At 67.0% G+C, this 22263-nt stretch carries 22 protein-coding genes and 1 pseudogene; 9 read left to right on the forward strand and 14 right to left on the reverse strand.

Going from position 1 to position 22263, the window contains the following annotated elements:
- Positions 1-271: 271 nt before the first annotated feature.
- On the forward strand, positions 272-1690 hold the full coding sequence (locus OF380_RS03640; RefSeq protein ID WP_264049430.1) for an alpha/beta hydrolase family protein: 1419 nt from the start codon (positions 272-274) through the stop codon (positions 1688-1690).
- Positions 1691-1696: 6 nt separating this feature from the next.
- On the opposite strand, the gene OF380_RS03645 is transcribed toward OF380_RS03640, so the two are convergent.
- The 3 genes from OF380_RS03645 to OF380_RS03655 all read right to left on the reverse strand — a co-directional run bounded on the left by OF380_RS03645 (position 1697) and on the right by OF380_RS03655 (position 4914).
- Complete coding sequence (locus OF380_RS03645) at positions 1697-2773, reverse strand: MBL fold metallo-hydrolase (protein ID WP_264049431.1); 1077 nt, start codon at positions 2771-2773, stop codon at positions 1697-1699.
- 61 nt (positions 2774-2834) lie between these two features.
- On the reverse strand, positions 2835-3920 hold the full coding sequence (locus tag OF380_RS03650) for an aromatic ring-hydroxylating oxygenase subunit alpha (protein ID WP_264049432.1): 1086 nt from the start codon (positions 3918-3920) through the stop codon (positions 2835-2837).
- A gap of 412 nt (positions 3921-4332) precedes the next feature.
- Positions 4333-4914 carry a hypothetical protein gene (locus OF380_RS03655; protein WP_264049433.1) on the reverse strand — a complete coding sequence of 194 codons (582 nt, stop codon included), beginning with the start codon at positions 4912-4914 and terminating at the stop codon, positions 4333-4335.
- A gap of 144 nt (positions 4915-5058) precedes the next feature.
- Here OF380_RS03655 and pgeF point away from each other — a divergent pair, with 144 nt between their 5' ends.
- The 3 genes from pgeF to OF380_RS03670 all read left to right on the forward strand — a co-directional run bounded on the left by pgeF (position 5059) and on the right by OF380_RS03670 (position 8023).
- Positions 5059-5922, forward strand: a complete 864-nt coding sequence (gene pgeF, locus OF380_RS03660; RefSeq protein ID WP_264049434.1) for a peptidoglycan editing factor PgeF — start codon at positions 5059-5061, stop codon at positions 5920-5922.
- 253 nt (positions 5923-6175) lie between these two features.
- Positions 6176-7054, forward strand: a complete 879-nt coding sequence (locus OF380_RS03665) for an outer membrane protein (RefSeq protein ID WP_264049435.1) — start codon at positions 6176-6178, stop codon at positions 7052-7054.
- Positions 7055-7303: 249 nt separating this feature from the next.
- Positions 7304-8023 carry a DUF2076 domain-containing protein gene (locus OF380_RS03670; RefSeq protein ID WP_264049436.1) on the forward strand — a complete coding sequence of 240 codons (720 nt, stop codon included), beginning with the start codon at positions 7304-7306 and terminating at the stop codon, positions 8021-8023.
- Between the two features lie 77 nt (positions 8024-8100).
- On the opposite strand, the pseudogene OF380_RS03675 reads toward OF380_RS03670, so the two are convergent.
- Positions 8101-8800, reverse strand: a pseudogene (locus tag OF380_RS03675) (IS5 family transposase); the annotation flags it as partial.
- 65 nt (positions 8801-8865) lie between these two features.
- Positions 8866-9057, reverse strand: coding sequence for a hypothetical protein (locus tag OF380_RS03680; protein ID WP_264049437.1), 192 nt, complete (start codon positions 9055-9057; stop codon positions 8866-8868).
- Positions 9058-9307: 250 nt separating this feature from the next.
- On the opposite strand from OF380_RS03680, the gene OF380_RS03685 reads away from it, so the two are divergent.
- Positions 9308-9550 carry a hypothetical protein gene (locus tag OF380_RS03685; RefSeq protein WP_264049438.1) on the forward strand — a complete coding sequence of 81 codons (243 nt, stop codon included), beginning with the start codon at positions 9308-9310 and terminating at the stop codon, positions 9548-9550.
- A 234-nt stretch (positions 9551-9784) separates the two neighbouring features.
- Here OF380_RS03685 and OF380_RS03690 read toward each other — a convergent pair whose 3' ends face one another.
- Positions 9785-9967 (reverse strand): hypothetical protein, encoded by a 183-nt coding sequence (locus tag OF380_RS03690; RefSeq protein ID WP_264049439.1) that lies wholly within the window; start codon positions 9965-9967, stop codon positions 9785-9787.
- A gap of 201 nt (positions 9968-10168) precedes the next feature.
- Here OF380_RS03690 and OF380_RS03695 point away from each other — a divergent pair, with 201 nt between their 5' ends.
- The 4 genes from OF380_RS03695 to OF380_RS03710 all read left to right on the forward strand — a co-directional run bounded on the left by OF380_RS03695 (position 10169) and on the right by OF380_RS03710 (position 11784).
- The gene (locus OF380_RS03695) at positions 10169-10378 is read left to right on the forward strand and encodes a hypothetical protein (RefSeq protein WP_264049440.1); all 210 of its coding nucleotides are present in this window, start codon (positions 10169-10171) and stop codon (positions 10376-10378) included.
- Position 10379: 1 nt separating this feature from the next.
- Positions 10380-10646, forward strand: coding sequence for a hypothetical protein (locus OF380_RS03700; RefSeq protein ID WP_264049441.1), 267 nt, complete (start codon positions 10380-10382; stop codon positions 10644-10646).
- A 164-nt stretch (positions 10647-10810) separates the two neighbouring features.
- Positions 10811-11065, forward strand: coding sequence for a hypothetical protein (locus tag OF380_RS03705; protein WP_264049442.1), 255 nt, complete (start codon positions 10811-10813; stop codon positions 11063-11065).
- A gap of 266 nt (positions 11066-11331) precedes the next feature.
- Positions 11332-11784, forward strand: coding sequence for a BLUF domain-containing protein (locus OF380_RS03710; protein ID WP_264049443.1), 453 nt, complete (start codon positions 11332-11334; stop codon positions 11782-11784).
- A 542-nt stretch (positions 11785-12326) separates the two neighbouring features.
- On the opposite strand, the gene OF380_RS03715 is transcribed toward OF380_RS03710, so the two are convergent.
- The 8 genes from OF380_RS03715 to OF380_RS03750 all read right to left on the reverse strand — a co-directional run bounded on the left by OF380_RS03715 (position 12327) and on the right by OF380_RS03750 (position 22159).
- Complete coding sequence (locus tag OF380_RS03715) at positions 12327-13079, reverse strand: TerC family protein (protein WP_264049444.1); 753 nt, start codon at positions 13077-13079, stop codon at positions 12327-12329.
- A gap of 149 nt (positions 13080-13228) precedes the next feature.
- Entirely contained in the window at positions 13229-14200 is a 972-nt protein-coding gene (locus tag OF380_RS03720; RefSeq protein ID WP_264049445.1) for a tripartite tricarboxylate transporter substrate-binding protein, read from the reverse strand.
- A gap of 66 nt (positions 14201-14266) precedes the next feature.
- Positions 14267-15772 carry a tripartite tricarboxylate transporter permease gene (locus OF380_RS03725; RefSeq protein WP_264049446.1) on the reverse strand — a complete coding sequence of 502 codons (1506 nt, stop codon included), beginning with the start codon at positions 15770-15772 and terminating at the stop codon, positions 14267-14269.
- Positions 15773-15787: 15 nt separating this feature from the next.
- The gene (locus OF380_RS03730) at positions 15788-16453 is read right to left on the reverse strand and encodes a tripartite tricarboxylate transporter TctB family protein (RefSeq protein ID WP_264049447.1); all 666 of its coding nucleotides are present in this window, start codon (positions 16451-16453) and stop codon (positions 15788-15790) included.
- 648 nt (positions 16454-17101) lie between these two features.
- A complete protein-coding gene (locus OF380_RS03735; protein ID WP_264049448.1) occupies positions 17102-19087 on the reverse strand; it encodes a methyl-accepting chemotaxis protein in 1986 nt (661 codons plus the stop codon).
- Between the two features lie 20 nt (positions 19088-19107).
- Positions 19108-20091, reverse strand: a complete 984-nt coding sequence (locus OF380_RS03740; RefSeq protein WP_264049449.1) for a DctP family TRAP transporter solute-binding subunit — start codon at positions 20089-20091, stop codon at positions 19108-19110.
- A 254-nt stretch (positions 20092-20345) separates the two neighbouring features.
- Positions 20346-20915, reverse strand: coding sequence for a c-type cytochrome (locus OF380_RS03745; RefSeq protein ID WP_264049450.1), 570 nt, complete (start codon positions 20913-20915; stop codon positions 20346-20348).
- Positions 20912-22159 (reverse strand): PQQ-dependent sugar dehydrogenase, encoded by a 1248-nt coding sequence (locus OF380_RS03750; RefSeq protein WP_264049451.1) that lies wholly within the window; start codon positions 22157-22159, stop codon positions 20912-20914. Before OF380_RS03750 ends, OF380_RS03745 begins: the two co-directional genes overlap by 4 nt.
- Between the last annotated feature and the right edge of the window lie 104 nt (positions 22160-22263).

The raw sequence follows: 22263 nt of genomic DNA on the forward strand, positions 1-22263 counted from the left end.
AAAGCGTGTTCGAATCGCGCGATCATTCGCGACGGCCTTGGAATGGCCGGCAGACGAAGCATCATTCGGCTGTGTGGCGCCACGAATTGCTCGTGATCTTTGAATTTATCCACGATATCTGAAGCATATCCGATAAAGCGAATGACGCAGCGAGGACCTCTGGTTCTTTACACTCTTTGACGGACGTCATCCTGGCCACTGGCTTGCGATACGGCGACGCTCTAGCCTGACCTCGAGCTTGGCTGGCATAGGCTTCTGGATCTCCCGTATCGTGTCTCTCCGAACTCTCCTCAGCGCGCTGTTCGTTCTCGCTGCGCTCCATCAGGCCGCCGGCGAGACGGCAGGACCGGCTTACTTCGGTCCGGACACGCCCATTGAGCGGCTGCGTCTCACGTATCGCGGCGACCCGAAACGGCCGGTTGCCATGAACATGACCCTGATTCTCCCGGAAGGACCAGGACCCTTCCCCCTGGTGGTCCTCAATCATGGATCAAGTTTAAAAAAGAGCGAGAACGATCTGAAGGATTTCGATCGTCACTTGCTGATCTATTACTTTTTGGGACGGGGCTATGCCGTCGCTCTTCCATTCATGAGAGGATACGGAGGCTCCAGCGGCAAGCTGACTCACCCAAATACCTGTCGGCTGGATGCGATGGCGCAGGACAATGCTCAAGATATCATGGCAGCCGTCGATCATCTCGCAAAGTTTCCGCGGGTCGATACAAGCCGCGTTATCATGGTGGGAGGCAGCTTGGGAGGCTGGAACGCGCTCGCCGTCGGCAGCTTGAACGATCCGCGCGTGAAGGTGATCGTCAATTTCTATGGCGGCATTCGCTATTCAGGTTGTCACGCGGGCGACGAAGCCTTGCGTCAGGGCGCGCGACAGTTCGGCAGGACAAGCCGAACACCCTCGATCTGGTTCTACGGGGACAACGATCAGATTTTCCCCAAACCCGTGTTCGAGGCGATGTACCGGGCTTACGTGGACGAAGGCGGTCAAGCTGAAAGGGTCGCGTACGGACCCTTCGGCGCCGATTCACACCTTCTGTTGAGCGATCCCGATGCGGCTCGGGTCTACGCGCCACGCCTTGAAGCCTTTCTCAGTCAGCGGGGACTTCCGACCCGAATCACCCACCCGCAATACGTGCCGCTCCCACCGCCCCCCGCCACGCACTATGCGGCGATTGAGGACGTGGACGCGGTACCCTTTCTGGATGCCAAGAACCGGGATGCCTACCGAGCGTTCCTGAAGGCGCCTCTGCCCCGTGCTTTCTTCATCATCGGACACAAAGGAAGCATCGCCTTGGATAAGGGCTACGACCCTTTGGCGCGGGGCTATAAGATCTGTCGAGAGAACGGCCTGGAATGCTGGCTCTATGCCGTCAACGACACCGTCGTCTGGTCCGATCCGAGACCGCGACTACCGGCAACGGCTTTTGCACACTACGATGACGCGTCGGCGATTCCCTATATCGATGGCAAGGGTCGGGCGGGATACGAAGCGTTCTTGAAACTGCCGCGTCCGAAAGCTTTTGTGATCGCGCCGAACGGGGCGTGGATGCTGGCATCAGGCGAAAGGGATGCGGTCGGCGTGGCGATGGAGCGCTGCAGCCGGGGACAATCCGGCTGCAAACCCTATGCGGTGGATGGCAGTGTCGTCTGGCCTGAGAAGGCCTCGACGCTGCATTGAGGCCCCTTACCCCTCCCAGACCTGCCCCGGCCGCATCGCGAGGAACCGCTCCGGCGGGATGCCGGCCTCGGCGCAGGCCCGCGCCAGGGCCTCGGGCGGCTCCTCGATACCCTCGTCGGTGAGCTGGAACGTGCCCCAATGGTGGCCGAGCATCTGGTCGGCCCCGAGCATCAGGGCGGCCTCCACCGCCTCGGCCGGGTTCATGTGCTGGTCGGTCATGAACCAGCGCGGCTCGTAGGCCCCGATCGGCAGGGTGGCGAGGCGGGGCGGCCCGAAGCGCGCGCGGGCCTCGCGGAAGATGGCGCCGTCGCGCAGGCCGGTATCGCCCGAATGGTAGTGGACGCCCACCGGCGTGGTCAGCACGAAGGAGCACCACAGGGCCATGCGCCGGTCGTTGAGCCCGCGCGCCGACCAGTGATTGGCGGGGGTGAGGTGCACCGTGAGGCCGCCGCCGAGGTCGACGGATTCGCCCCAGTCGCGCGTCTCCACGTGCATGGTGTCGTCGTAGGCGCGCAGGACCGCGTCGTTGCCCAGCGGCGCGACGACCAGGGGCTGCTGCGCCTGCCAGAGCCGCGCCACGGTCGGCCCGTCGAGGTGGTCGTAATGGTTGTGGGTGATCAGCACCACGTCGATGGGTGGCAGGTTCTCGTAGGCGATCCCCGGCGGGTTCACCCGCTTGGGACCGGCGAAGCGCACGGGACTGACCCGGCGGGCATAGACCGGATCGACCAGGATGTTGCGCCCCGCCACCTGGAACAGGTAGCTCGCATGGCCGATGAGGGTGACGCGCAGGCCGTCCACCCGCGCGGGCGGCACGGCACCGGCATAGGGGCTGGGGTGGAAGGCCGGCCAGGCCTGGCGCACGGGGGCATCGACCCCGCGCCGGGAGCGCCACCGGCGGATGTCGGCCAGCGTCTTGTCCGGCGGCTGATCGGGGCCGGAAAAGCGCAACCCGTCGAAGTGATCGTTCGGGAGCCCGCGATAATACGGGTTGCGCCCGCGCCGATGGGCGGCATAGCCGACGCCGCCGAGGGTCATCACCGTGGCGGCGCTCAGCGCCGCGATCAAACTGTGCCGTTTCATGCATCCGAGATGGCGGCGCGCCCGCCGCGATCAAGCGGCGCGACCACGCATCACGGCCGGTTCACGAACGCCAGCGCAGTTCCTGCGTCGCCAGCGGGTTCGCGAAGGGCCGCCCCTCGCGGGCTGCCTGCAGCGCCTCGCGCTTGAGGCGGAAATACCATTGCGAGGGGAGATCGCCCTGGCCGAACAGCACCATGGTGGGCTTGCGGTCGAGGCCCGCCTGGGCGTGCTGCAGCACCTGCTGGTCCTGGGTCAGGAACTGGCGCATCAGCGGGCGCGCCACCGGCTTGAGCAGGTTCAGGGCCGGCATGTTCCAGTAGAGCGCGTTGGTGAGCAGGGTGCGGTTCTGGGTCAGCGGCGTCGCGAAGGTGTAGTTCGCCACCCGCTTCGCCCCGGCCTCGATCCGCTCCAGGCGCACGCCGGGCAGGCGGAACTCGATCTCCACGGAGGGCACGCCGCCGAGCAGCCGGTAGACCGGCGAACTTGTGGTGGTGGCGTGGCTCGTCATGGTGAAGCCATGGGGCGTGGGCGTGAAGGTCTTCACCTTCTCGCGCAGCTCCTTGGAGGGCCGGAACCACCAGGAATCGTGGACGAAGGCCACGTGGCCGGGATCGACGAGGCTCAAGGTCGTGAGGTCGAACGAGGCCTCGACCACGAGTTCCACCACCAGGGAGCCCGCGGCGGCGAAGCCGAGTTCGGGCAGGGCCGGCGGGGGCGAGCCGGTCTCGGCCCCAAGATAGGAATTGACCCAGACGAAGCCCGCGCTCTCCCGGATGGGGAAGCGCTGGACGGCGATGCGCGAGAAATCGGCGGTGTCGGAGGACGACAGCGTCGGCACGTCGCGGCAGCGCCCGTCGGTGCCGAAGCGCCAGCCGTGGAAGGGACAGGTGAGCTCGGCCCCGTCGTAGCGCCCCTTCGACAGGGCCATGCCCCGGTGCGGGCAGCGGTCGCGCAGGGCGAAGGGCGCGCCCGAGGCCTCGCGCCCGAGCACGATCTGCTCGCCGTTGAGCTCGACGGCGCGCAGGGCACCGGACTTCAGGGTGTCCGAACGCCCGACGCAGTACCAGGCGTCGGGCAGCGGCTGGCGCATGGCATCCGGGTCGAGGGCGGCCTCGTCGGGCGCCGGCATGCGCTGGGCAATGGACATGGGGGTGTCGCGGGTCCGGGCCGAGGAGTGAACCACGGGGCGCCCGTGGGCCTCACAGAGGATGAGGCCCCGCCCCTTTAGACCCCACGGGATAGCGTGGCCAGCCGAACCCGGGCGGCGGTGGGGGAGTCGAGAACGGGCGCGGCGGATGGGCGCGGCGGAGGCCCTTTTCAAAGCCGTTCGGGCTGCCTAACTTTGGTTCACCCGCAACGAACGAAAGGAGGTGATCCAGTGTCTCATTGTCAACAGCCGCTTACCCCGGCCTCCCGGACCTGGACCGTCGCCTCCGGCGCAGCCTTCTAGCGCTAGACGCGTACGCAACAGTTTCGGCCGGACATCAAGCGGTTCGGCAATGGAAGGGTCGCCCCATCGGGGCGGCCCTTCGTCGTTTCAGCATGCGTGGCGGGTCGAATCAGACGGTGCCGCGCTTCTGGAAGATCGGCTGGGCCAGCGCCTCGGCGCGGGCCGCCCAGAGGTCGCGCTCGCCGCGCATCTCGTTCAGGACGACGGCGTCGGCGGCGATCTTGCCGCGCAGGTCGCGCAGGTCCTGTTCGAGGCCGGCCTGGGACGCGAGCAGGCTGTCCCGCTCCGCCCGCACGGTGTCCAGCTCCTGCATCTCCTCTTCCACGTGAGCGCGCAGGTTGCGCAGCTCGCGGGCGATGACGCCCTGCAGGGCGTCGTAGCGGTCGTTCTCGACCTTGAGCTTGGCCTTGAGCATGATGTTCTCGGCCATGAGGTCGGAGACATCGGACAGCTCGGCCCCGGCCGGGACCGGCTCCGGTGCGACGACGCGCGGCACCCAGGTGCCGGCCGGCTCGGCGACGCGTGCTTCCACCGATTCGGCGACCCGCGTGCGGACGGGGCCCGCCTCGGCGGCCTCGGGCGCGGACGGCGTCGTCGCCGCCTTCATCGCCGCCAGCCAATCGCGCAGCGGCCCGGGCTGAGGCCGGGACGCGGGTTCCGGCTGGGCATAATGACGGGCGGGATCGGACATGGGTGAATCCTCGACTCTTCCGAGCATCCGAACAAAACATGCTTAATGAAGCGTAAAGATCCGCGGCGTCAGGGTTCGCTGCACGCGGTTCCCGCCACCCCACGGCAGGGGTGAGGCCGCCCTTTTTCCAGGATGACGAGTGCCATGCCTCCTGACTCGACCCCTCCCGACGGCTTGCCCCCGGACACCTTGCCCCCGGACGCCGTGACGCAGAGCACCCTGCATCGTGACGCGCCCGCGTTCCTCGAAGCCCCCGACCTCGCCGGCCTCGCCGGCATCCGGCACGCCTTCTTCACCCGACGCGGCGGGGTTTCGGAGGGGATCTACGCCGCCCTCAACGGCGGGCTCGGCTCGGGCGACGCCGCGGAGCGGGTCGCGGAGAACCGGCGCCGGATGTGCGGGCATCTCGGCATCGCGGAGGGGCACCTCGTCAGCCTGTATCAGGTGCACTCGCCCGAGGTCGTCGTGGTGGAGGCCCCCTTCCCCATGGCGGAGCGCCCGAAGGCCGACGCCATGGTGACGCGCGTGCCCGGTCTGGCGCTCGGGATCGCCACGGCCGATTGCGGCCCGATCCTGTTCGCGGATCCCGAGAACCGCGTGGTCGGCGCAGCGCATGCGGGCTGGAAGGGCGCCCTCACGGGCGTGATCGCGGCGACGATCGGCGCGATGGAGCGCCTCGGTGCCAGGCGCGACCGCATCGTCGCGGTGCTTGGGCCGACCATCGCCCAGCCGGCCTACGAGGTCGGGCCGGATTTCATCGCCCGGTTCCGGGCGGAGGCCCCCGGCTTCGAGCGCTTCCTCGGGCCCGGCACGCGGGCGGACCACGCCCAGTTCGACCTGCCGGGCTTCATCCTGGCGCGCCTCGGCGACGCGGGACTCGCGGGCGCCACGCAGCTCGGACGCTGCACCTATGCGGAGGCCGATTTGTTCTACAGCTATCGCCGCACGACCCACCGGGCGGAGCCGGATTATGGCCGCCTCATCTCGGCCATCGGGCTCACGGCCTGAGCCGTCCAGACCCATGCGACATTTCGCACATAAAAAAATGCGCGCCTGAGCGAACCTTGGCCGTTCGCGCGCGTTTGAGGTGCAAGTAGCCGAAATGGCCGACCGAGTATCGCCACAAAGGGGCCGCCTTCGATGCGGCTGGCGTGATCGCAAGGCCACAGCTTCTTGCGCTCGGCTGACTTAAAGACGGGGAACTGCAGCGGATGACTCCAGCTAACGGAGCGGCGCTGCCTGTATGTGAGAGGACCAGATCATGAAATCCTTCCTTCGCAGCGCCACCGCGCTCGCCGGCATCGCCTTGGCCGGTTCCGCTTTCGCCGCCGACCTTCCGCGCCGCGCCGCGCCGCCGCCGGTCTTCGTGCCGGTGCCGGTCTTCACCTGGACGGGCTTCTACGCCGGTATCAACGCCGGCTACGGCTTCGGCACGGGCAGCGACAACAACCGCACCACCACGGTGCTGGCCACGTCCCCCGTGTTCGCGCCCGGCGCCGTCGGCGCCGTCGCCTTCAACAACCGCGACAGCAACGAAGGCTTCGTCGGCGGTGGTCAGATCGGCTACAACTACCAGTTCACCCCGGGCTCCGGTGTCGTGATCGGTGTCGAGGCCGACGCCCAGTACGTCGACTTCGGTTCGCAGCGTAACAACGCCGTGCTTATCGGCGCTGCCAACGTCAACAACCTCACCTTCGTGAACCCGAACGGCCTGTCGGGCCTCGACTACTTCGGCACCGTCCGTGGTCGCCTCGGCTACGCCTTCGACCGCACCCTCGTGTACGGCACCGGCGGCTTCGCCTACGGCGGCGGCGGCGGCAACGATTTCGGCCTGCCCAACAGCAGCCGCAACGACTTCCGCACCGGCTGGACCGCCGGCGGCGGCATCGAGTACGCCCTGCCGACCGACTCGTTCCTGAACTTCTTCAAGTCCTCGGCCGTTACCCTGAAGGTCGAAGGCCTGTACGTGAACCTCGACCGCGACAACGCCAACAACGGCGTGTTCGCCTACTCGGCCGCCACCGGCTCGACCTTCAACGTCAACACCGCCGGCGTCGTCGCCACGGGCTACAACAACCGTCGCTCCGACGAGTTCGTCGTCGTCCGCGCCGGCCTGAACTACAAGTTCGGCTCGTACTAAGCCGACCGCTCCGGCACTTCGCGCGATCCCTCGGGTCGCGCGAGGGCCTGTTCGACCCTGAAAAAGCCCGGCCTCGCAGCCGGGCTTTTTTTCGTTTCCGGGTGGCATCCGACGCCTTCTCGTCCCCCGGAGATGCATCCGGAACGGCAAAGTTTGCGTTGGACCCCTGACAAAGGCCGGCGGCACCCCCATCTTTCAGCCGCCAACGCGGGTGGTTCACCCGCCGGCTTGCCCCAGGAGGACAACTCCATGAACAGCGAAGAACGCGACGTCATCGGCGGCATTTTCCAGCGCCTGGAGCAGGCTTCGAGCCAGCCCAGGGACGCGGAAGCCGAGCGCTTCATTGCCGACAAGATCCGGGCCCAGCCCTACGCGCCCTACGCCATGGCGCAGCTCATCTACGTGCAGGAAGAGGCGATCAAGAGCCTGAACGAGCAGCTCGAGCAGCTGCGCAGCGCCAGCCAGCAACAGCCCCAGGGCGGCGGCGGGTTCCTGTCGAGCATCTTCGGCGGCGGCGCCTCCCGCCAGCCCGAGCCGCAGCGGCAGGGTGGAGCCTGGGGCAACCAGGGCGGTCCGCAGCCGGGCTACGGCCAGCAGCAGCCCGGTTACGGCCAGCAACCGGGTTACGGCGGTCCCCAGCAGGGCGGCCCCTGGGCTGGCCAGCAGGCGGCGCCGGCACGTGGCGGCGGCTTCCTCGCCACCGCCCTGCCGATGGCGGCGGGTGCGGCGGGCGGCATGCTCCTCGGTAGCGCTCTCTCCAACGCCTTTGCGGGCGGTCACTCGGCGCTGGGCAGCGCTGCCGCGGCGGGCCTTGGCGGCGCAACGGGCGCCGGCGCGCTCGGCGGCAACGACGACCTCGGCGCGGCCCTCGGCGGCGGCAACGACTTCCAGGACGCCTCGTTCACGGAAGATTCCGGCGGCGATTTCGGGGGTGACCTCGGCGGCGGCGGCGACGACGACTGGGTCTGAGCGTCGGATCGGGGCGCCGTCGCTCGCGGCGGCGCCCTCCCCTGACCCGGCGCGTGCGGATATGCGAGCGCGGGAAGCGTGTCGGCCCAGTCTCCGCTAAGCGATCGATATTGCTTGGTACGGCTTTTCCAGAGCCGCTCGACTGGGTTGCGGTTGTTGTCGATCCAGGCCGCGCAGGTGACAGGCGCCTCGTGGCGCTGAAGTGGGCTCGCTGGCCGCGCACCGATGTCCGGAATGTGCTCGGAGGAGACGTGGCTGGTGTCGCCGCGATCGCCGAAAATCCACTCGGGCCCACGCGGAAGCTGCTCGACGAGTCACACCGCGTGCGGCAGTTCCTGGGCGGGACCAGGTGCCAGCCGGAAGGCAACGGGGCGGCCCAAGTCTATGCGCGATCACGCCAGCCTTGGTGCCATAGCCACCACGTGAGCGGCCAAGAGCTTCACGAGGATCTTGCTCGGCCGCGGGTCGGTCATCGCGGCATCCTCTGCCGCCTTTTGGTGCGCCCGCAGTTCGTGCCGTCGAGGAACACCATGCCGCGTTGAACAGCTCGCTCCGGCACGTGGCCGAGCAGGCGCTCTCAGACGCCGGCACGGGACCAGCGGATGCCCCGAAGGACCGCGCCAGCGAACATCTGCGGGGCGCGCCACCTGAACCCTTCTGGTTCCGGCAGAGGATGCCTGAGAGCGTGCGCCTGAGATCCTATGGTGGTGTCTCGGCCTTGCGTCGGCACGCCACGACCCGCGGCTCCGGTTCGAACCATTGCGCGTCGTTCAGCATCGACCCGCCTGCCTCAGGCGAGACAGAGCGCAAGACAAGCCAATCCGTTCAGGCGACGAGGGGCCCTAGTCCCAGTCAATCTCCAGAGACCGCTCGAAGGCAACAGCTCCGAGCTCTCGGCCCTTCGGGTCGAGGACCATGATGTCCCGGAAGCCACGCCGCTTCAGTTCCCACGTCTTTTCCATCGCCTGCTCGTCCGTCCCGCAGGCGAAGGTCATGGCCCTGCCGGTCGGATCAATCCCCTTCACTGTGAACACGACATGCTCTCCACTCTTGGCAGAGATATGGGAATGACGGCTGAGTGGCCGTACCCCTGCGCGGCTCGTGGATCAATCGGAACACCCAGACCCGCGAACGATTGCTCACATGCGCTCGCCGGGTGGATGCCTTCGAGGATCACGCGGGGAGCGGGTTCCTGCAAGGTCTCAGCTTCGATGAGAACGACCGCCCTTGCTGTTCGTTTCTCCCGCCCTCGATGAGGACAGAGATCATCCAAGGAGGCTGGAAATGACGAAGCTGTTCATCGCCAACATCAGAACGACCACGGGACCAAAGCCGCTAGTGACCGTGCGGGCTGCGGGTGAAGGCGAGGCGCGCTTGTTCCTTGAGGCGGCCTATCCGGAAGACGAGATTGTGGACGTCACGGAGCCCAGTGGTTGGACGAGCGATGCTGACACAGGGAGCAAGGCCGGGGACATCCGCGAACATGCGGGCGTGGACTGGCAGGCTCCGTCCAGCCACGCCGGTTGACACCCGTTCAGATCAAAGGGGCAGGACGCAGTAGAAGCTGCGTCTTCGGTTTATGCCGACTTGTAAACGTGTAGGATCACCGACGGACAGACGGCTCGGAGTACGGCTCCGAGCCCCAGAGTGACGACCTCCGATCATAAGGCTTACTCTTGTCTACTGAGGGGTCTGCTTGGCAACCGCCTTCGTGATCGCGATGTGTCGGCAGGTGTTGGCATTCCGCTCGGTCATACGGGGCTACATGTTTTCCCCGGGTTCGGAGCTGGCCACGAGTTGCTCGGCCTCAATGGTCGTGTACCCCTCCAGCCAGTCCGCGCTTTCCTGCGATCCCGCCGGATAGGGGTTGGCGGTGACAGGCTGTCCCTCGCTCCGTGCGGTACTTCCCTCAAGCCAGATCTTGTTCGAGACGACGACGGTCATGAGTGCACCTCCTATCGCGTGAAACCCGCTCTCGGCGCGATGGTTCACGCCAAGTCGCGGCCCCGCGCTGCGAGGCAGCGTCACGCTCCCCCCGGCAAAAGATTTCTGCCGCCTGTCCCCGGTCTACACAGGTCATCCACAAAGCGTTTGACCCTCGGCGACGAACGTTGTTCCTCGTTTGTACTCACGGGGGCTTAAGCCATGACCGCAGCACAGACCGCCGAGATGGCGTCCATGAGCGAGGCCGAAACGATCGCCCTGGCCTACGAAGAAGCAGCGGGTGGTGACGCGCGCCGTGCGCTCCAGCAGGCCATCGAAGACGTCTTGATCCTCGAAGCAAAACTCGCAATCGCCGAGCGGATGGTCTCACATGGCTATACCCGCGGAGGCCTATCCGGCGGAGGCGCCTGACATGGAGCGCTTATGCGATCTCCGGGCGGACCGCCTCCTGATCCTGTGCAGCTCCTGCGAGCGACGCGGGTCCTACCGGATCGATCGGCTGCGTCAGCGCTTCGGAGCGCATGCCTCGGTCCTGGACGTGTACCTGGCCCTCACACAGACCTGCCGCTTCCAGCGGGAGGTCGGGAGCCGGACGCCCAACGTCTACGGCATGATGTGCCGGGCCAAGCTCGACACAACGGGTGGCCCCACCATGGCGGGCCTGCCGTCGAAGACCTGAGCCAAGTGCGACCTCTACAGGCTCGTGACGCCCCGGGCCGAAATCCGCGCCTCGTTTAGGGTGTTGGCGAACCTCATAGGCAACCTGACATCGCTGCCGGCATCCTCCCCGATCAGCGCGCACCCATCGTGCGCGTGACCACGGACGGTGAGCGCGTCCGGAAGATGCTCCGCTGGGACATCCCGAGCCCCAAACAGGTCGGCGAGCGCCCGGTCATCAACGTCCGCACCGTGCAGAGTCCGCACTGGCGGCCCTGGGCGGAGGTGCGCGGCACGGAAGCCGAGAACCCCGACCGCATCGCGGAGGAGCACCGGCTGTTCTCATTTCTTACCTGCGAGGGAAACGACATGGTCGGCCCGGTTCGCCCGAAAGCCATGCCGGTCCTGCTCATATCCTCGAGGATTGGAGCGCACGGCTGAGCGGCCCGACTGAGATCGCACCGGAGCTTCAACGACCCCTGCCGATGCGTTGGCGGGGATCGTAGTGGGAGCGAATCGAAAAGACTCATCGGTGTAAACGCTCAGACAGCGCATCATATTCGCAGCTTATGGTTTGATTAACTCAGCAATCAAACAGGCAACCCGACCGACAAACAAAAGCCCACGCGCCGCGTTACATATCCGCCCAGCCGTGAGAGATAGGAATCTACTCGCGCTCCGCTTGTTGGTAGAAGTGAAAATCTGTGATGATCCACCAGCTTGTTTACTACAGCCGCAACGTCGTCCTTGGTAACGACCGCGCAATGCTCACAAATTTGCGAGAGATCGTCTCAGCCTCACAGCGCAACAACAGCCGAGACGGGATCACCGGATTTCTTATTTTCGACAAGACCTGGTTCATCCAGATCCTGGAGGGTGAGCAAGCTCAGGTGAGCTCCACTTACACCCGTATTGCCCGTGATCCGCGACACACGACGGCAACGATCATGGATGCACGCAATGCCCAGAGCCGTTCCTTCCCCAACTGGACGATGGGCGGCGCGATGCGGACGCCCGAGGTGGAAGAGGTCTATCTGCAGCATGGCATCGGCAGCGCGATCGAGCCTGCACGCCTGAAGAGCGCGCAGATCATCAGTCTCGCCCTCGATCTCCAGGCCTTCGATGCGGCCAAGCGTCAGGCGCAGCGTCTCGCCAGCTAGGCGCGGCGGATCGCTATCCCGCCACTTGCGCATCGACCATGGAGACGGCGTTGTGTCCAAAGGTCACGACGCCGTTCGTTTAATCCGCCTGCGGGCGTCAGCAACTGCTTTCGCGATGCGCCATGTCCAACCCGAAGGATGCGGGTCGCCGTGGTGTTGACGAGCCATGGGTCCGACAGCCTCGGCAACCATCTGCACCGCACGCTCAGGGTCTTCGGGCTCCGCAGCAGCGATCGGCTGGTGAAGGGCGTGAACGCAAGGACAGTCGAAGCACGGGGACCCCGGCGTCGAGATCTCGCACGAGGATGTCGCCTCTATGGGGTGGAAGCCGACAGACCGATCTTGACCCAACGTAGTCGTAGAAGCTTCGACCGCACCGTGCCCAGGAGAAGATGCCGGGCACGCCGCAGAGGACCGATCGGTCCGACGACGCCGACGTTCAGGCGCTGTCCCGGCCAATGGTTTCAGACGGCTCGGCAAAGCGGCCCCGCCTTTCCGGGTGGGGCTTTCCTTTCGTCTGAGCCTGCATCCACGAAGCCGGATCAGCCGCCGAGCACGTCGGCCTCGGCCCTGCTCACCGCATCGGCCTGCTGATGTGCGACCGCCTTGTCCGATCGGCGCTTGAGAAAGCTCCCGATGCCGACGACGAGGGCGGCGCAGAGGGCGCCGATCGCGTGGGGTACGCTGCCTTGCAGGCTCGTGGGCAGCACCTCGATCATCTGCTGCAGCACGAGGCGATCCGTGGCGATCATCTCGCCGGCCACCCAGCCCAGCAGCCCGCCGCCGAACCAGATCAGGATCGGGAACCGGTCGATCAGCCGGGTGATCAGGCTGGCGCCGACCACGAGCAGCGGAACCGACAGGGCGAGGCCGATGATGAAGAGCTCATCATGTCCCTTCGCGGCGCCCGCCACCGCGACCACATTGTCGAAGCTCATGACGGCGTCGGCCACCACGATGGTCCAGATGGCCTTGGGCAGGCTGGAATGCTCCTTGATCGCGCTTTCGTCCTCCTCCTCGCCGCGCACGAGCTTGACGGCGATGTGCAGGAGGATGAGCCCTCCGGCCACCTTGAGCAGCGGCACCGCCAGCAATTGCGAGATGATGACGGCGAAGAAGATCCGCAGCAGGGCCGCCACGAAGGCGCCCGCGAAGACGCCGATCCTCCGCTGCCGCTCGGGCAGACCTCGGCAGGCCATGGCGATGACCACCGCATTGTCGCCCGACAGGATGATGTCGATCCAGACGATCTGCAGGAGCGACAGCAGGAAGGAAGAGGTGAGGTAGGATTCCACGTGCAAACGCCTCCGCTGCTCCGGCTCGGCGAAGCGCTCGACCACTTGGCAGGTGCCGGTCGCCCTGTCTGCACCTGCGCGGACAGGGACCTTGGATTGTCGTCAGAGCCGGCACGCTCCTCGGGGAGATGCCGGCACTGAACCCGGGGTCAGGGATTGGCTTCGACGGCGGAGCGAAGCACCGGCGTCCACCGCGCGACCTCGCGCTCGACGAGGGCCTGCAGGGCAGCCGGCCCGGCTTCGGCCTCCTTCGGCACCGTGCCGCCGAGCTCCAGAATGCGCTTCGTCGTACCCGGATCCTTGAGCGCCGTGTCGAGGGCCGCGACGAGCTTGGCCCGGACATCCGCCGGCAGGCCCTTCGGCGCGAACACGGCGTTCCAGGCGCTGACCTCGTAGCCGGGCAGGCCGGCCTCCTTCGTCGTCGGCACGTCGGGTAGGCTCGGAGAGCGCTCGGGCGTCGCGACGGCGTAGGCCTTGATCGTGCCGCCGGCGATCTGCGGAGCGACGTTGACGATCTGGTCGGTCATGAAGTCGACCTGGTCCGCCATCAGGTCGTTCAGCGCAGGCCCCGTGCCGCGGTAGACGACGAGCGTGGGCTTGGCGCCGGTCAGTGAATTGAACAGCACCCCGGTCGAATGCGAGACGGACCCGACGCCGGCATGGGCCTGGTTGATGGCGGGGCCACGCGCCTTCAGCGCCTCGATGAACCCCTTGAGATCCTGGGCCGGAAAGCTCTTCTTGGCGACGATGACGATCGGCGTGCCGGCGGCGAGGCCGATGGGGTCGAAGCTCTTGGCCGGATCGTATTTCAGGCCCTTGAACAGGGCCGGTGCCGCGCCGTGCGTGCCCATGTGGCCCATCATGATGGTGTAGCCGTCGGGTGAGGCCTGCGAGGCGCGGGTGATGCCAGTGGTTCCGCCCGCCCCGGTGACGTTCTCGATGACGACCTGCTGGCCCAGCGCGCGTGACATGGGTTCGGCGACGATCCGCGCCACCACGTCGGTCGGACCGCCGGCCGCGAAGGGCACCACCATGGTGATCGGACGCTGGGGGTAGGTGTCGGCTGCAGCACCGACGGCGGCGAGCGCCGACAGGAGGCCGATGGCGAGAGCCCTTCTCATGTTCCTCATCCTCTTCGTTTCTGGTTTTCGTGTCCGCTGCCGCAGGACGCCGGGGCGCGTGCGCCTTCAGGCTTCCGTGAACACCTCGTCGCGACTTCGCCGCAGCGACGGCAGCAACGCCGCCGCCAGGATCGTGAAGGCGACGAGGAACAGCACCGCGCTCACCGGACGCTCGAGGAAGACCAGTGCGTCGCCGCGCGACAGGGTGAGCGCACGGCGCAGGTATTCCTCCATCAGCTTGCCCAGCACGAAGCCCAGCAGGAGCGGCGCGGGCTCGAAGCCGAACTTGATCAGTCCGTATCCGAACACCCCGAAGGCGGCGATCAGCATGACGTCGGTGGGCAGCGAATTGATCGAGTAGATCCCGATCGAGCAGAACATCAGGATCGCGGGAAACATCAGCCGGTAAGGTACCTTCAGCAGGCGCACCCAGATGCCGACGAGCGGCAGGTTGATGACGAGCAGCATGAGGTTGCCGATCCACATCGACGCGATCATGCCCCAGAACAGATTGGGGTTCTTGGTCATCACGCCGGGGCCCGGAACGATGCCGTGGATCGTCATCGCGCCGACCATCAGCGCCATCACGGCGTTCGGCGGAATGCCGAGGGTGAGGAGCGGGATGAAGGCCGTCTGCGCGCCGGCATTGTTGGCGCTCTCCGGCCCGGCGACCCCCTCGATGGCGCCGCGTCCGAAGCGGCTCGGATCGCGGGCGAGCCGCTTCTCGATCGTATAGGCGGCGAAGGGGCCGAGCACGGCGCCGTTGCCGGGCAGGATGCCCAGGATGGACCCGATCGCCGTCCCGCGCAGGGCAGAGGGTGCCGCCTGCCGAAGATCCGCGAGACTGGGAAGCAGGCGGCCGATCCGCGCCCGGGCGATCTCACGGGTCTCGGTCTGATCGAGGTTGCGCAGGATCTCGGCGACCCCGAACAGACCCATCGCCAGGACCGAGAAATCGACGCCGTCGGTAAGGAAGGCGAGGCCGAAGGTCATGCGCTCCTGGCCGGTCTCGAGGTCGGTGCCCACGGTGGCGAGCAGGATGCCGACCAGGATCATGGCCACGGCCTTGAGCACGGAGCCGTGCGCGAGGACGACGGCGAAGGCGAGCCCCATCACCATCAGGGCGAAATACTCCGCAGGCCCGAAGATCAGCGCAAGGCGCGTCAGCGGTGCGCCGAGCGCCGCGATCAGCAGCGTGGCGACGGTACCGGCAAAGAACGAGCCGATGGCGGCGATGCCGAGCGCCACCCCGGCCCGGCCCTGGCGGGCCATCTGGTGACCGTCGAGGGTGGTGACGACCGAGGTCGCCTCGCCTGGGATGTTGACGAGGATCGCCGTGGTGGAGCCACCATACTGCGCCCCGTAATAGATCCCCGCGAGCATGATCAGGGCGCCGACGGGATCGAGCCCGAAGGTGATCGGCAGGAGCATGGCGATGGTGGCGATCGGCCCGACGCCGGGCAGCACGCCGATCAGGGTGCCGACGAGGCAGCCCAGGAAGCAGAGCGTCACGTTCTGCAGGCTCAGCGCGACGGCAAAGCCGAGGCCGAGATTGGCGAGGAGATCCGTCACGTGCCGCGCTCCCGATCAGGTCGTCATCGCGTGCGGCGCGACGTCGGTCCGGCCCCGGCGTGTGGAGCGGCGCTCCAGGGCGAGCAGGCCCAGGCCCGCCAGGGCGAGCGCACCGGCCGCGAGCCGCAGCAGCACGCGCGACGGAATCGTGCCGCTCGCCGCCTCGATCAGGGCGGTGGGGAAGATCGGGATGGGCAGGTTGAGCAGGTCGCCGAACAGCAGCATGCATCCGGCGGTGAGGAGCAGGGCCAGGATCAGGAGTTCACGGAAGCGCGCCTCGGGCGTCGCATAGCCTCCGATGATCACCGCGAGCGGTCCCGCGACGATGAGGCCGAGGCCCGGACTGGCGAAGGGGCCGAGGGCGAAGGGCCGGATCGTCACCGCGAAGGCCAGGATCGCCAGCACGACGATGAGCGGGCCGCGCAGGCCGGAGGTCTGAAGGCCTGCCTCTTCGCGGACGAGGCCCGTCACGGCGAGCACGCCACCGCAGGCCGCGACACCGATCGCCACCCAGTGCGGCAGCATGCCCGGCCCCATGGACCCCAGTGTCCCCCGCGGCAGGTCGCTCGCGGCCCACATCCCGAACATCCCGAGCAGGACCAGCACGATGCCGGCCACGAAGCTCTGCGGCGCGCGCACGATGGACCGTGTCCGCCGCGCGCCGTCGGATGCGTCGCTCATCGTTTCCCCCTACGAGCCCCGCCTTCGTTTCTCGGGCGTTTGGCACGGCGATGTTCAGTTTCAGATTCGTTCCGACGGAACGAATCTCTCAGGATGGCCTAAGCGCTGCCTTGGCCGTCAGCGCCTCTGTCCACCCGGACGGATGCAGCCTGATGGATGAAGTTCGTCCTAGGTTGTTACTGAGAACCTATGCCGTAAATCGAAGTCTCTACAAGAGCCTGCATGCGCGCAGTCAACCGATTTCAAGTTCGGATCCGGGGATGCACAGATACGTGGCACGGCACGCTTTAATCCTTGTCCTCCGAAGGATCTTGCGTGCGCAGGTTTTCCTCGAAAGCAGCCGCTTCCCGCCGTGATTGCTTGACGAAGACCACGCTGCGTCCAGATTGCTGGAAGCCATCGTCGGGTTGCCCAGAAACCAAGGTGGCAGTTCTCGCTCCCCCGCCCGCCCGACGGGATCCGCACGGCCCCGCCTCGTCCCACTGTTCAGCATGATCATGCCGTGTCGGACCGAGCCGGGTCATGCGCCTTCCGGATGGACCATACCGGCGAACCAGGTTGCTTGCGGAAGGCGATGGACCGATCGTCGACGCCCGGATGCGCGCGATGACCGTCGTTCTCCCGGACGTCCGACGCTGTCCGGTCGTCTCAGGCGGCCTTCACAGCCATCAGGAACGTGCCGACTTCGCGACGAAGGCTCTCCGAGTGGTGTGAGAGCTCCTGTGCCGCGCCCAGCACCTGGGTCGCAGCATTGCCGGTGGAATCGGCGCCCAGGCGCACATCATCGATGCTGCCGACGACCTGCCCGGTTCCATTCGCCGCCTGCTGCACGTTTCGGGCGATCTCCTGTGTCGCGGCGCCCTGCTGCTCCATGGCGGCTGCGATGGCGTTCGAGGCCGCCGCCATCTGCCCGATCGTGCTGCCGATGGCCTGGATGGCCGTGACGGAGGCCTGCGTGACGTCCTGGATGGACGCGATATGCCCAGCGATCTCCTCGGTCGCCCGCGTGGTCTGACCCGCGAGTTCCTTCACCTCGGAGGCCACGACGGCAAAGCCCCGTCCGGCCTCGCCCGCCCGGGCCGCTTCGATGGTCGCATTCAGCGCCAGGAGATTCGTGTGCCCGGCAATCTTGTTGATCATCGCCACGACGGTATCGATCCGCTCGGCAGCGCTGGCGAGTTGCCGGACCAGCCCATCCGTCCGGCGGGCCTCGTCGGCCGCCTGTTGCGCGATGCGGGCCGACTGGCCGGCCTGCTGCGTGATCTCCTGAATGGACGCGGACATCTCCTCGGTCGCCGCAGCGACCGTCTGCACATTTGCCGAGGTGTGTTCGGCCGCCCGCATCGCACTGGTGGATTGGCGGGTCGTCTGCTCCGCGGTGCCTGCCATACCCTGGGCCGTGGCCTCCATCTCGGTGGCGGCGCCGGCCAGACCCTGCGTGAGGACGGAGACATTCGATTCGAACGCCTTCGTCAGGGCGTCGAGCTGGTCGGCACGCCGCATCTTCGCGTCCGCCTCCTCGGCCGCCGCGGCGTCCGCCTGCGCCTTGGCGATGAGCGCATCCTTGAAGACCTGCACCGCCCGCGCCATGGCGCCGAGTTCGTCGGACCTCCGGGCACCCGGGACCGCGACCCCATGGTCGCCTGCGGCGAGGCGCTGCATCGCCCCGGTCATCGCCGTCACCGGTTGGGAAACGCCGCGGCCGACGCGCCAGGCGAGGAGCCCACCGATGACAAGAGCGACGCCACCGATCCCGATGACGCGTTGCCTCAGTGCGCCCGCATCCTCGGTCATCTCGGCCATGATCTGCCGCTGTTCCCGGACCGCCCGCTCGCGGGTCTCCTTGCCCAGGCCGATCAGGACGTCGCCCGTCTGCTTCAAGCTCTGATACGCGGTCTCGATCTCGGAAGCCCCCTTCAGGACCCCGTCGAGGGCTGTCCGGAAGGCGGCGACCTTCGCGTTCGCCACCTTCAGGGAGGCCTGGAGCAGGCCTGCCTCGTCGAGCCGCGACAGGGCCAGGAGTTCCCGGGTGTAGCGCCCGAACTCGACCGTGGCGGTGCTGGCATCCGCCGGGTTGTTGCTGAATCGGAACAGGTAGACCGCGCTCATGCTGGCTTGAAGCGCCCGGTCGGCCCGGAAGGCCGCGGCCGCGAGCGCCGGCTCCTGTGCGGCGAGCTGGGCCATCGCGTAGCCCGCGTTCGAGAGCGCGGCACCGAGCTTCACCAGATCGCCGAGGGCGGCTTTCCGCTTCTGCATCACGCCGATGAGCGCATCGGTGCCGGTGACGTAGTCGAGCGCCCGGCTTCTGACCGCCGCGTCCTGACCGTCCGATGCCTGGCCGGCGCTCTCCGCCTTGAGGGCGGCGAGGCCTGTCCTGAGGTCGCTCAGCATCTCGCCCTGTTCGGTGCGCATGTAGTTGAGCACGAGGCGCCGCGTTCCGTTGAAGAGCAGTTCGAGGGCGCTTGCCTCCTCGGCTGCCTGCATGCGGGTGCCGGTGTTCTCGATCTCGGCGTTCAGCATGCTGACGCTTCGGAATGTGACGAGTGCGGATACGGTGAGGAGAAGCAGCACCACGCCGAAGCCGGCCAGAATGCGCTGGGAGACCGAAAGGCGGTCGAGACGGAGGGTGGACATGGGCGGGAGCCTCGAAGACCTTAGCGGACGGACTTGATCTGGCGGATCGTCTCGGCGCCGAATCGGGCGCTGAATCCGGCGGTCGCGGATTGCAGGCTCTGTTCGAAGGCCGTGCGATCGACCGAGGCGACCACCTTCATCCCGGCCTTGCGCAGTTCGTCCACGCCCTCGCGTTCGGCGCGTCCGGCCGCCTCGCGGGAGACCTGACCCGCCGCCCGAGCAGCCTCGGTGAAGGCCTTCTGTTCAGCAGGACCCAGGGCGTCCCAGGCCGGCTTCGACATGACCATGACGGCCCAGGAATAGACGTGACCACTGAGGGTCAGGTGCCGCTGGACCTTCTCGAAACGCGAGGCTGAGATCACCGCGATCGGGTTCTCCTGGCCGTCGAACTGCCCGGATTGCAGTGCGCCGTAGAGTGCCGGGAAGGCCAGGGGCTCCGCCTTCACGCCGAGGCTTCGAAAGCCCGTGAGCATGATGTCCGATTGCGGCACACGCATCGAAAGACCCTTGAGATCCTCCGGTTTCGTGACCGGATGCTTGGAGTTGGTGATGTGGCGCATGCCGTTCTCGCCCCAGGCGAGCGCGATCATGCCTTTCTGCTGGAACTTCTTCAGGTAATCCTGCCCGACCGCGCCGTCGAAGACGCCGTGCGCGTGGCTCGCGTCGCGGAACAGGAACGGAATGTCGAAGACCCCGAATTCGGGGATGATGCTGGAGAAGGGCGCACTCGTGATGAAGGCGATGTCGAGGTGCCCGAGGCGAAGTTCCTCCGCCATCTCGACCTCACCACCGACGGCGCCGTTCGGATACAGTTCGACGCGATACGCATTGCCGGTGCGCTTGGCGACGTCCTTGGCGAAGCGCTCTGCCCCTGCCCCGAGCTGCGAATTCTCGGCGAAGAGGTAGCCGAGCCTGAGGACGCGCTCCTGTGCCTGCGCGTGCGTGATGGCTAAAATCGAGCATAGCCCGACGATCGTCGCTGCAACTCTGAGACGTCCAAGCACCGAAGTATCCTATGCGATAGTCGCACGGTGTTTAGACGCATGTACTTAAAAGAGCCTTGACGGCTCAGGAGGCGAGCCTTGGCTCTCGTGCACTCTCAGACATCTCGGGGCGCGAGCGATCCGCTACTTTCGAAGCCCATCCCTGGGACAACTGCTCTTGCCGAAAGCCTCGGAGGGCTGGCGCGGCGCAAGACACATGCGGCGAGACACTCTGGGCATGTCGGCATACCCGGCATGTCGTGAGGCGCCTCCGCTCAGAGGCGCGAGATGTAGGCTGCGAGATCGCGGATCTCATCGTCCTTCAGGCCCTGCGCCGCCTCGTTCATGGCCGGGTCGTAGCCGGGCCGGGCGTTCGACCGATAGCCGGTGAGAGCGGCGGCCAGGTATTCCTCGCGCTGGCCGCGGATGCGCGGGATGCTGTCGCGCCCCGTCAGATCCGCCGTGTGGCAGGAATTGCATTGGTGCTTCGCGATCAGTGCCTGCGCGCGCGTCGTCAGTGCCGCGTCCGGCGCTCCACCCGTGGCGACCGGCGCGGGCAGCGCCCCGAGTGCGTCCGAGTAGCTGCGCAGATCGTCGTCGGAGAGGCCGGCGGCCATCTCGTTCATCGGCGGAGCCTGGCGCTGCCCCTCCCGGAACTGGAAGAGCTGCGTGACGATGTAGTCGGGCATCTGGGCGCCGAGCGAGGGCACCCCCGCCGTCTCCGAGGTGCCACCCGCGCCGTGACAGGCGAGGCACGGGGCGAGCCGCTCCCCTAGCGGGGCGGCCGACGCCGTCCCGATGAGGAGGGTTGCGAGCAGGGCGCCGAGGTTGTGACGCGGTCTCATTTCGTGGTGCTGATCCGGTAGATCGCGCCGTTGTAATCGTCCGACACGAGTAGCGCACCGTCGTTGGCGACGAGCACGTCGACGGGGCGGCCGGCATACTTGTTGTCCTGCAGGAAGCCGGTCAGGAAAGGTTCGAGCGAGGACACCTTTCCATCGGGCCCGAGCTTGGCCACCACCACGTCGCCCCCGAGCTTCGTCGTGCGGTTCCAGGAGCCGTGATGCGCGATGAACATGGCGTTCCGGTACGCGGCCGGAAACATCGCGCCGGTGTAGAAGCGCAGGCCCAGCGCGGCGGTGTGCGCGCCGAGGAGTGCGGCCGGCCCCGAGAACTCGGTGCAGGAACGGCCCCATCCGTATTCTGGGTCGGTGAATGTGCCCTGGTGACAGAACGGGAAACCGAAATGTTGTTTGCCGGGCTCGGCGAGGACGTTGAGCTCGTCGTTCGGGATGTCCTCGGACACCCAGTCGCGGCCGTTATCCGTGAACCAGAGCTGCTTCGTCGTCGGGTTCCAGTCGAAGCCGACGGTGTTGCGGACGCCCCGGGCGATCACCTCGACATTCTTACCGTCGAGGTCCATCCGCCGGATCTGGGCGTGGGTCTCGGGTGGCATGGTGATGTTGCCGGGCGCGCCGATCGGTACGTAGAGCTTGTCGTCGGGCCCGATGGCGATGAACTTCCAGCCATGCGCCTCGTCCTTGGGGAGGTCGTCGTAGACCAGCGTCGGCTTCGGAACGTCGTCGAGATGCTTCTCGATGCCGTCGTAGCGCCAGATCTTCGACAGTTCGGCGACGTAGAGCGACCCATCGTGGAACGCGAGCCCGTTGGGCCGATGCAGGCCGGTGGCGATGGTCTTGACCTGACGCTTCCCGTCCGCGTCGCGCTTCTCGGGGATCGCATAGACCTTGCCGACCGTCCGGGTGCCGACGAAGAGCGTGCCGTCCGGGCCCTGGCGCATGGACCGACCGTTCGCGAGTCCGCTGGCATAGACTTCGATCTCGAAGCCGTCCGGCACCTTGAGCTTGTCGAGCGGCAGCTTTGCCAGCGGCGTCGCGAGAGGGGGGCCGGCGATGGGTGCGAGTTTGGCGGCGTCCCCGCCCTCCGGACGACCATACAGCGCAGAGCCCCGATCGACAGGTTGCGCTGCCCCCGCGGGTAAGCTCGCGGGCTGCTGCGCAGCAACACCCTGCAGCGTGAGCGAGCCGAGTAGGATCACAGCGAGACTTCGTGTCAGGGCAACACTCACGAGCGCTCTCTCCGGTGGACATGCCGAGCGCGGACACCGTTCATCCGGCTCTTTGTTGGATACGTTATTCACTGTCACGGCGCGGAACGCGAGCGGCATCTTCG

This window comes from Methylobacterium sp. FF17 (assembly GCF_025813715.1).
Classification (GTDB): domain Bacteria; phylum Pseudomonadota; class Alphaproteobacteria; order Rhizobiales; family Beijerinckiaceae; genus Methylobacterium; species Methylobacterium flocculans.